This window comes from Tabrizicola sp. (assembly GCF_030694085.1).
GTDB lineage: Bacteria > Pseudomonadota > Alphaproteobacteria > Rhodobacterales > Rhodobacteraceae > Tabrizicola.
In genome coordinates, this window is the sequence record NZ_JAUXZE010000058.1 from 1 (window position 1) to 8,835 (window position 8,835).

At 61.7% G+C, this 8,835-nt stretch carries 12 protein-coding genes and 1 pseudogene; 3 read left to right on the plus strand and 10 right to left on the minus strand.

The window, feature by feature from the left end; genetic code table 11:
* Positions 1 to 136 precede the first annotated feature (136 nt).
* The 8 genes and pseudogenes from Q8M85_RS15010 to Q8M85_RS15045 form a co-directional block, all read right to left on the minus strand.
* Positions 137 to 397: pseudogene (locus Q8M85_RS15010) on the minus strand (hypothetical protein); the annotation flags it as partial.
* Entirely contained in the window at positions 390 to 809 is a 420-nt protein-coding gene (locus Q8M85_RS15015; protein ID WP_305546068.1) for a hypothetical protein, read from the minus strand. The pseudogene Q8M85_RS15010 and the gene Q8M85_RS15015, both read right to left, overlap by 8 nt.
* Positions 810 to 882: 73 nt before the next feature.
* A complete protein-coding gene (locus tag Q8M85_RS15020; protein ID WP_305546070.1) occupies positions 883 to 1,080 on the minus strand; it encodes a hypothetical protein in 198 nt (65 codons plus the stop codon).
* A 1-nt stretch (position 1,081) separates the two neighbouring features.
* On the minus strand, positions 1,082 to 1,459 hold the full coding sequence (locus tag Q8M85_RS15025) for a hypothetical protein (RefSeq protein WP_305546072.1): 378 nt from the start codon (positions 1,457 to 1,459) through the stop codon (positions 1,082 to 1,084).
* The gene (locus tag Q8M85_RS15030) at positions 1,398 to 1,961 is read right to left on the minus strand and encodes a DUF6878 family protein (protein ID WP_305546074.1); all 564 of its coding nucleotides are present in this window, start codon (positions 1,959 to 1,961) and stop codon (positions 1,398 to 1,400) included. Before Q8M85_RS15030 ends, Q8M85_RS15025 begins: the two co-directional genes overlap by 62 nt.
* A 101-nt stretch (positions 1,962 to 2,062) precedes the next feature.
* Complete coding sequence (locus Q8M85_RS15035) at positions 2,063 to 2,581, minus strand: DNA repair protein RadC (RefSeq protein ID WP_305546076.1); 519 nt, start codon at positions 2,579 to 2,581, stop codon at positions 2,063 to 2,065.
* Between the two features lie 96 nt (positions 2,582 to 2,677).
* A complete protein-coding gene (locus tag Q8M85_RS15040; RefSeq protein WP_305546078.1) occupies positions 2,678 to 3,178 on the minus strand; it encodes a hypothetical protein in 501 nt (166 codons plus the stop codon).
* 90 nt (positions 3,179 to 3,268) lie between these two features.
* The gene (locus Q8M85_RS15045; protein ID WP_305546080.1) at positions 3,269 to 4,468 is read right to left on the minus strand and encodes a DUF932 domain-containing protein; all 1,200 of its coding nucleotides are present in this window, start codon (positions 4,466 to 4,468) and stop codon (positions 3,269 to 3,271) included.
* Between the two features lie 241 nt (positions 4,469 to 4,709).
* On the opposite strand from Q8M85_RS15045, the gene Q8M85_RS15050 reads away from it, so the two are divergent.
* The 3 genes from Q8M85_RS15050 to Q8M85_RS15060 are packed head-to-tail and all read left to right on the plus strand — an operon-like array spanning position 4,710 to position 7,553.
* On the plus strand, positions 4,710 to 5,189 hold the full coding sequence (locus tag Q8M85_RS15050; RefSeq protein WP_371135266.1) for a hypothetical protein: 480 nt from the start codon (positions 4,710 to 4,712) through the stop codon (positions 5,187 to 5,189).
* Positions 5,186 to 6,475 (plus strand): XRE family transcriptional regulator, encoded by a 1,290-nt coding sequence (locus Q8M85_RS15055; protein ID WP_305546084.1) that lies wholly within the window; start codon positions 5,186 to 5,188, stop codon positions 6,473 to 6,475. Before Q8M85_RS15050 ends, Q8M85_RS15055 begins: the two co-directional genes overlap by 4 nt.
* Positions 6,462 to 7,553: a beta family protein gene (locus Q8M85_RS15060; protein WP_305546086.1), complete on the plus strand. Its 1,092-nt coding sequence runs from the start codon at positions 6,462 to 6,464 to the stop codon at positions 7,551 to 7,553. The genes Q8M85_RS15055 and Q8M85_RS15060 overlap by 14 nt, the downstream gene beginning before the upstream one ends.
* On the opposite strand, the gene Q8M85_RS15065 is transcribed toward Q8M85_RS15060, so the two are convergent.
* Together Q8M85_RS15065 and Q8M85_RS15070 are read right to left on the minus strand one after the other, a co-directional pair.
* Positions 7,507 to 8,106, minus strand: coding sequence for a sce7726 family protein (locus tag Q8M85_RS15065; protein WP_371135267.1), 600 nt, complete (start codon positions 8,104 to 8,106; stop codon positions 7,507 to 7,509). The genes Q8M85_RS15060 and Q8M85_RS15065 overlap by 47 nt on opposite strands.
* Before the next feature lie 194 nt (positions 8,107 to 8,300).
* Positions 8,301 to 8,708 carry a single-stranded DNA-binding protein gene (locus tag Q8M85_RS15070; RefSeq protein WP_113901417.1) on the minus strand — a complete coding sequence of 136 codons (408 nt, stop codon included), beginning with the start codon at positions 8,706 to 8,708 and terminating at the stop codon, positions 8,301 to 8,303.
* Positions 8,709 to 8,835: the final 127 nt, after the last annotated feature.

The following is an 8,835-nucleotide window of genomic DNA, read 5'->3' on the forward strand; positions in this document are numbered from 1 at the left end:
AAAATGCCGGCGAACCACTTCTCGCCCAAAAGAACCCGCGAGGGCACAAGCCCGTCGTTATGCGGAGCGGACTATCGAAAATCCCTCGCGTTTACAGCGTGATGACCGGACCGCTCCGCATAATCCGTCGCTCGGCATAACAGGCCCCATCGCCCTGGCTGCAGAAGCCGGAGAACCAGATGCTGGGCTTGGCCCGTGTCCCGCCGCCCATCAGCCGCACAGGCGTGGTCTTTAGGCGAATGCCGAGGATCTCGCAGACCCGCTGGAAATCCTCATAGACCGCATCCCACCAATCGTCGTGCGGGCCGAGTTCGCGATACCAGCTGCGCGCCTTTTCCTTGGCGGCATCCGAGAGTTCGGGGAACTGGTAGACGGTGGTGCAGATGACCTCAGGCATGGGGGTCCTCCCCGTTGAGCGCGGCGGCCAGCCATTCCTGACTGCTGGTCCAACCGATGGATTTGCGGGCACCGAGATCGATGACATGCGCGCCACCACCGAAGGCATCGAGGCGGGGCCGGGAGCAGGTCAGGGCATACTGGAACCCCCAGAGGCCGGTGAGGTCGAGCTCTTCGGCAAGGCGCAGCACGAAGCGGATGACGGCTTCGACATCGCCGTGCTCGTCGTCATGGATCCATAGGGCGCTGCCGTCGGGCGCATCCTGGCGCACGAGGTCGAAGCCTGCGACCTCCGGGTCCTCGGCGTCCTGATCGGCTTCGCGCAAGCTCTGGAACAGCGCGAGCGCGCGGACCGCCTTGTCGGGGGTGCCAACATCAAGCAGGCACGAAAAATGGGTGAAGTAATCCGCCATGGGAACCTCCTGAATGGGGAACGCCCGGCCAAGAGGCCGGGCGCTGTATGCGGTGATGGGTGGTTGACGGCGATCAGCGGGTAGCCTCGTCGCCCACCGCCTGTCGCGCGGCATGCGCGCAGAGCATCTGTCGGTAGAAGCGCTTGCGCGCGGGCCGGAAGCCGCGAACGGCGCGCGTGTCGGGGTGCAGCGCCCGGACTGCCGCGCGCAGGACGGCGCAGGGCGAGGCCGTCGCTGGCAGGCCGAGGCGCTGATAGGCCGGATCGGTCATCTCAGATCACCTCGACCACGGGCGAGGCGAGATGCGGATCGACCAGCGCTTCAATCCGCTTGGACCGGCCCATCCACGGCTCGGGTCGGATGGCCTTCACCCAGTCGGCGAAGCTGGGGATGAAGCCGAGGTCTTCCTTCACATGCTGCTCGCCCACCCAGCGGGTCGGAATGATGCGCCCGGTCGAGAGTGTGAGGGTGGGACCGAAAATCGTCTCGGCCATGAAGATGCCCTCAGCATGGTGGCGCAAGGCCCGGTGCCGAAAGTCGGCCGTGATCTCCTTGCTGGCATCGAACCACGCATGCACCGCGATGAAATCATCGACCATGCCGCCCCATTTCTTCACCGAGGAGAGGGCGTGGTGATAAGGATGTGCCATCGCCGCCCCCTAAGAAGTCGTGGGTGGTGAGTTCGGACGAGGTGTACCGCTCGTTGAACTCGAGATGGATGCAACGGGCCGCGGCGTCGAAGCAGAACTCTCCCCAGGCGCCGTCGTTGTTTTCCCAACCGCCATGGGTGTCGGAAAGGAAGTCGTAGGCGAGCTGCTCCACGACATCCTCCAGCGAAAGCTGCCGCATCTCGACCTCAGGGTCGTCCCAGGTCAGTGCCGCATAGGCGATCTCGGTCGCGGGGAACTCGACGGTGGTCTCGCCGGACCAGGCGCCGATGCTTTCGATCTGGCCGCTGTCACCGGCACCGTCGAAGGTCACGGTGACATGGGTGATGCCCACGGCCATGAGGCTATCGAATAGCCGGTCCTTGTTGCCGGGGCGCAGTGTTTCGATCCGGGCCGCGCGCTCGGCATGCGCCGCGAAGATCTGCGCCATGTCGACGGTTGAGGGCGCCATCGGGCGCGCGAGGGTAGGTTCAGTTATGTTCATCGGGATTCTCCGGTAAGGGGAAGGGATCGGAGCGGGGCCGGGCGATCTCTCGCCCCCGGGACAGCTCCAAATCCCCCCTGCCCCTCTCTGTCTCTCGGGCCTCACGCAGCGACCTGCAGCGCCCGGGCGGCGAAGGCGCGCCAGAGCGGGTCGACGAGACGCCCGTCCAGAAGATCGGCGCGGTGGCGTAGCCACCGCGCCAGATCGGGCTCGCCCCAGGCAGCCGCGCGGCCCGCCTGCGCGCGCAGCTCGCTCGCCTCGATCACGACGCCCCGCGCCTCGGCCGTGCTCGTCACTGGGTGGCACCAGGCGACGGCGTGGTTGCTGGCGGCCCCGGCCAGCACAAGGCACTCGTCGCGATCCAGGATCGCCAGAAGCTGAGGCGCTGCGTCAGGGGCGATCCCTTCGGCATGGTCGATCGCGCCCAGCATGGCATCGGCGAGCGTCGCGAAGCGGGCGAGGACCAGCGGGGCGGCCCGGCCCGCCATCAGATCTGCCGGTGCGCGGCGCGAGAGGGTCAGCGCGAAGGGCAAATTAGAATCGGTGTCGCCACATGGAAAAGCGGGCGGCACGCGCTGTACGCCAGTGGTCGGGTGGATGGACATGGGCAAGTCGAACATGCGGAAATCTCCGACGGCACGGGAAGCCTCTCTCCCCGCCTCATCCGTCAAAGACCAAACCGCCGCACTCTTCCTCGAAGGAGCGACAGAAACTGCTCAACTTGCCGACGGCAAATCACTCCATTGGACACGCAGGTAGCGACCTTGCCGCTTAGGCAAATCCTTTCGGTCAATCATTCGACCTGCTACCTGGAAATCCTCATTGATCTTGACCACGAGCAACTTGTTGAAGTTCCCGGCGGTATCGACCTCGACAACATCCTTCGTCTTGAAGGGGGTAATCGTTTTCACTTCGACGTGGTCGTTGCCAAGTCTCCCGTCAGCGCCTTGCGCGTAGGTTTTGTTCAGCTTGATGCCGTAGGTGATCGCGCCGAAAAGTTCACCGACATCGCCGTAGACGGCGAGATGAAGACCCGTCTCCCGGTGATAGCTTTCCGCAAGTGATATCAAGCTTTCAAAATAGGGGATCATTGATCGGATGGCGTTGGGGTATTTTGCTCCCCACTCTTTGTAGCGCAGCTGCTCGTCAATTTCTGACCAGGTAACCCATTCGCCATCATCGTAGAACGCGCGATCAGACCAATCGATGTCATCCATACTTTTTCGCCCAACTTGAATCACTGTAGGCAAGTAGCAGTCCAGTTTGGCAATAAAGTGGCCGGAGGCAACGGAGCCTCCGGCACAGTGTCAGCCGACCCGGTCGAGGAGCTTCTTGGCGCGCCCTTCCATGTCGAGGCGCGCATCCTGCTGGGTCTTGTCGCGCGCAAGCCGCGTGATGCCCTGCACGAAGTCGAAGATCGACTCCGGCGGGCGGCCTTCTTCCATCAGCACCTTCTCGATGATCTTGCCGGACTCCGCCTTCGAGAAGCCGCGCTTGCGCAGGAAGTCATCCCGGTCCTCATCCGTCCGGGCCACGATTTGCTGCCGCGCTGCCTTGATGCCGTTCACGAAGCCCTGCGGCGAGGAATTGGCAAAGCGCGTCAGCGCCGGGGCCGCCTCGTGGGCGAAGCGGGAGGCCGCGTATTTCGAGTGGCGGATGGTGATCTCCTGGAAATCCTCGACGCCCCAAAGGTTGCGGTTCTGGCACACCGCCCGCAGGTAGAAGCTCGCCATGCCGAGGGTTTTCGCGCCCACCTCCGAGTTCCAGCAATAGAAGCCCCGGAAGTAGAGATCAGGGGAGCCATCCGGCAGCCGGCCCGCCTCGATCGGGTTGTGATCATCGACCAGGAACAGGAAGACGTCGCGGTCCGAGGCATAGAGCGTGGTCGTGTCGCGGCTGATCTCGACATCGGGGTTGTAGACCCCGGTCGACCAGTCGAGCACGCCCGGCACTTTCCAGCGCGTATCGCCCGTGCCGTTGCCCGCGATGCGCTGCACCGCCTCGACCAACTCGTGGTCGTGGATACGGCCATAGTCGGGGCCGGTAACCGCGCGCAGTTCCGTTCGGCCGTCCTCGGTCTCAAAAGTCTTCACCTGCTCCGCGCGGTGGTTGGCGAGGCCATATTGCAGGTTGATGCCCGCCAGCGGCGCGGGCAGCTGGCGCAGGTAGGAGGCCGGGGCGCCGACGATGCTCGCAAGCTGGCCGAAGGCCCAGTGCGTGGGTGCCACCGGCTCTTGTGCCTTCGGCAGAACCAAATGCAGCCGTTCGGCGCTGTCGCGCGCGGCTTCCACCCTGATGTCCGCTGTCTGCACCACCCGGCTACGGCTGCGCTCGGACCGACCCTTGACCGATGCCCAGAGATCGTCGAGCGACAGATACCGCTCGTCATCGGGCCGGTTGAACCATTCGGACGAGACCCGCCCGTTCCGCTCACCCCGGCTCACATCCACTTTCCAGCCACTAGCCCTCGTCGGTGCGACCGGGTCCAGAACTTCCACAACGCCCATCGGCTATCTCCCGCGACGGGCGCCGGGAGCCACTCTCCCAACCCTCAACCCGTCACCGGGAAACCGGCACAACTCTTACTCTAGCCGACATGACGAGCGGAAACCGGATGTGCCCTGCAAGCCCAATCAAACTCGCTTTCCGGCGCACGAAGCTCACCGAAGACAAGCACTTGCTTGAAGATCGTCTGACCGCATCGGTGTACCGCTTGACTTATGAATCTTACAACAATATTGTTGTAACATGATACCGAACCATATCGACCTGCCCGGCTCACCGTGGCCCGTACTGCCGCCCGGCATCCATCTGGCGACCCTAGCGGAAGTGGAGATGCGATTTGCATCGAACCCAAAACGTCGAGTGCAGTTTAGTGGGTTCGTCGCAGCACTATCCAGCCTCCGGGGTGCGGGATGCCGGCGCGCCTTTCTTGATGGCAGCTTCGTAACGGCTAAACCCCGTCCGGGCGATTACGATGCGTGCTGGGACCCGACAGGCGTCGATCCATCATTTCTCGATCCGGTGCTGCTTACTTTCGAGAACAACAGAGCGGCTCAAAAGGCCAAGTACCATGGAGAGCTGTTTCCCTCAACGATCCCGGCCGATAGGGCCGGGACCATATTCGTCGAGTTCTTCCAAGTTGATCGTTTCACCGGTGCCCCGAAGGGCATTGTCGCGATCAACCTTTTGGCTGACCCGATGCTCAATCCCACGGTGACCTCATGATCTACAGCGACAAGCAGTATGCGATTTCCGAAAGGCAGTTGGGCAACCTCCGCGAAGCGCTCACTGCTGCTAAGTTCGAGAAGGCCGATGCGACTAGCGAACACAGTTGGGTGCGCGCTGCCCAAGCCGATGCCATCAAAAGCCAGATCGCGACTCTAGAGGCGGAACTCTCGCACTATGCGCTTCTGAAGTCGGGCGAGATCACGTTCGCCAAGACGCATTCGCTAGAGAACCTGCCGTCTGTTCTCGTCCAGGCGCGGATTGCTGCCGGCTTGAGCCAAACCGACCTTGCCGAACGGCTTGGTATGAAAGCTCAGCAAATCCAACGCTATGAGGCGTCCGATTATTCCGGGGCCAGCCTCGATCGGCTGATCGACGTGTGCCAGGCTCTGAATGTCCACACCACTGGGGTGTTCGAGAGCGACAACAACTCGAGGGGGTCAGTCTTCTCATGGTCTAACATCGACGATGTGGTGTGGAAGCAATTCCCAGCTCGCGAGATGGCAAAGCGCGGCTGGTTCGACGTGCCGCGAAAGGGCGACGTCTACAAGCTCGCACGCGACTACTTCATGCGAGTCGCTGGACCCCAGTTTGCGAGCGCCTACCACCGCAAGAAGATGCATGGCGGGTCAGTGCCGAACGAATACGCTCTGCTCGCTTGGCAAGCGCGCATTTTGGAGCGATCCCAAGAAATCGTGGAAACGCACAAGGCACCGGATTTCATAGCCGATGATCGCTGGATCGCTGATCTCGTCGCTTTAACTCGTTTTAAGGACGGCCCGAAACGAGCGCAGGCGCTTCTTCTATCTAAGGGCATCATACTCATCACCGAGAAGCACCTGTCGGGCACCTATCTCGATGGTGCGGCCATGCTCGATCGCAACAGCAGGCCGGTCATCGGGCTCACTCTGCGGTTCGATCGCCTCGACAACTTCTGGTTCGTTCTCCTGCACGAATTAGGGCATGTGTTCCTGCACCTCATGGACGGGCTGCGCTACGATTTTTTCGATGAGGAGGATACGGCTGGCGATGACAAAGTAGAGCGAGAGGCCGATGCATTCGCGCTCGATAGCCTTATACCGGAGTCGAAGTGGGACGAGTGCCTGTCGCGCTTCGCACTGTCCGAGGAGGCAGTAAGGATCGACGCGAAGAACCTCGGCATCGACCCTAGCATCATCGCCGGACGCATTCGCAAGGAGCGCGGCGACTACACTATTCTTGGAGGCCTGATCGGCCAGGATCAGGTTGCGTCGCAGTTCAAGGACGACGGCGATGAACTTGTCTAAGCATACCTATGTACCGGCAGTGCGATGGCGGCAGGGGGAGTACCAAGCCCTTTTCCGCCTAACGCCCGCGGTGAAGGATCGCGTGATGCCCCTCATCACCATTCCACCCGTCGAGTTCGATTTCGAGCTGTGGCAGCCAAAGAAATCCGTCCACGAGCACGTCCACCCATTCGTCGCACGCTTTACTGCCAAATGGGGTAAGCGACCGGCTTGGATCGCCCTCGATAAAACGATTGCGGACGGGCGCATGAATGGCAACGTGCACCCGTTCGACTATTTGTTCGACGGGTTACGACCGAACGGTAATATCGCAATCCCAGCTCTGCCTTTAGAAGTCGACTCCGACACAATAGACGCTGCCGCCCGTGCGGCGGCGGCAGACGGTCAAGGCGCCGCAGTACTCCTTCGTCTCGAAGACCTTATGAGCGGCAATCCACGCAAGGCTATTGTGAGCTTCGCGAGCGGCTTTGGCATCGGGCTCGATGAGTTGGACGTGATCGTCGACCTCCGAGCTCGCAACTTCGAGCCTTACAAAGTCTTCGCAACAGCCCTAACGGCTGCCATGAAACGTTTGGGCAACCTCTATGAGGTACGCAATTTCGTCCTATTGGGAACAGCTATCCCGGACTCTTTCGCGGAGATCGCGAAAGGCTCGGACGAGATACCGCGCCATGACTGGTTATTCTTCAAGGAGCTAATGACCGCGATGCCGGTAGGCATGCGACGCCCGATTTACGGGGACCATACGATCGTGCACCCCGAGTTCAAGGCGTTGGACATGCGCAAGGTGAAAGCCGCCGGTAAGATCGTTTATACAACACCCGAGACTTGGGCGACGCGCAAAGGTGGCGCGTTTCGCGACAATCCCGCCCAGATGTACGCGCACTGCGACGAGGTGGTGAAGGACCCTGCCTTCGCGTTTCGCGGCGCAAGCTTCTCCTATGGCGACAAGTACATAGCCGACTGCGCAGCTATGGCGGAGAGTCCGAGCAACCTATCGCGCTGGAAGGATGTCACAATTAATCATCACATCACGACGGTAGTTGACGATCTCGCCACCCTGTTCGGGACGCCATAGCCGCTTTGACCGCCGGTGCCAGCTCGCGGACCGGGATCTCATCTGCAAGCATGCGGTAGAGCCGCTTTCGGGGGACATTCACTTCAGCCTTTGAAGCACCACGCGCGCGCAACAAATCCTGTGCTTCCGGGTGCCAGAGCAAGTGCGCCAGCATGAACGGATCGAGGTCCGGGTTCACGTGTGCGCGTCGACGGCTCGTGAAAATCATGCCGCCGCGCGGTCCGTCGATGATCTCTGTCAGCCCGCACCAATCGGGAACAATCGCCTCTGCCGCCTCGAGATGACGCGAAGCAACGACGAGGGTAAGTTTCTGAAGAGCAGACCTGTAGATCGCCAGCTGGCGGGGAAGCCGGTCGAGCGTGTCAGCGGCACTCTTGATCTCGTAACCATGCAAGTGGCCGTTGAACACGGCCAAATCTATCCGACTTTGGGCGTGAGCAAGCCCAAGTTCGTCGATGATCAAAACGTCTTGCCGTCCATGATGACGCTTAAGGTGACGAGTCCTCAGTGCAGTTCGGATCACACGCTCGGTACTTGTGTTGTGAGCTCCCACCGCCGTTGATCCCCTGCTTCTCTAATGGCCACATCAAGCACGATACGAAAGCCGCGTCGAGATGGTCGGTGTCGCAAATGGTGCCACGCAATGCCGCGCGGTGGAAAAATATTCCGTCAAAGTGTCAGCTGTGCGCCGAAACCGGCTGAGCCCGGCGGGTTTCCCCGCCGGGCCTAAAGGGGAGACCCCGTTCCTCAGAACGGGATCTCGTCGTCGCGGTCGACCAGCTCGGGGTTTTCGTTCTCGGCCGACTTCGGGCGGCTCAGGAAGTCGACCTTCTCGGCGATGATCTCGCAGCCGTAGCGGTCGTTCCCCATGCTGTCGATCCACTTGGTGTAGTGGATACGGCCGTGGACGAGGACCTTCATGCCCTTCTCGCAATGCTCCGCGACCGTCTTGCCGAGACCGTTGAAGCAGGTGATGCGGTGCCATTCGGTGTCCATGACCCGGTAGCCGTTCTCGTCGCGCAGGACGCGACCTTCCGAGAGGCGGGGGCGGGAGGTGGCGAGGCTGAAGTTGGTGATCTTGGTGCCCGCGCCTTGCGTGGTGCGGACTTCGGGGGTCTGACCGATGTTGCCGGCGAGGATGACGATGTTCTGCATGGTAAGCTTCCTTCTGTGTCCTGTCTTCGGGACCGTCCCTTCGACAAGACCCGGAAAAAGCCCGTCGGGTGACGCGTGCACGGTGGACGGAACGGACGCCGGAAACCCCCAGAGGACCGGGGTGGAG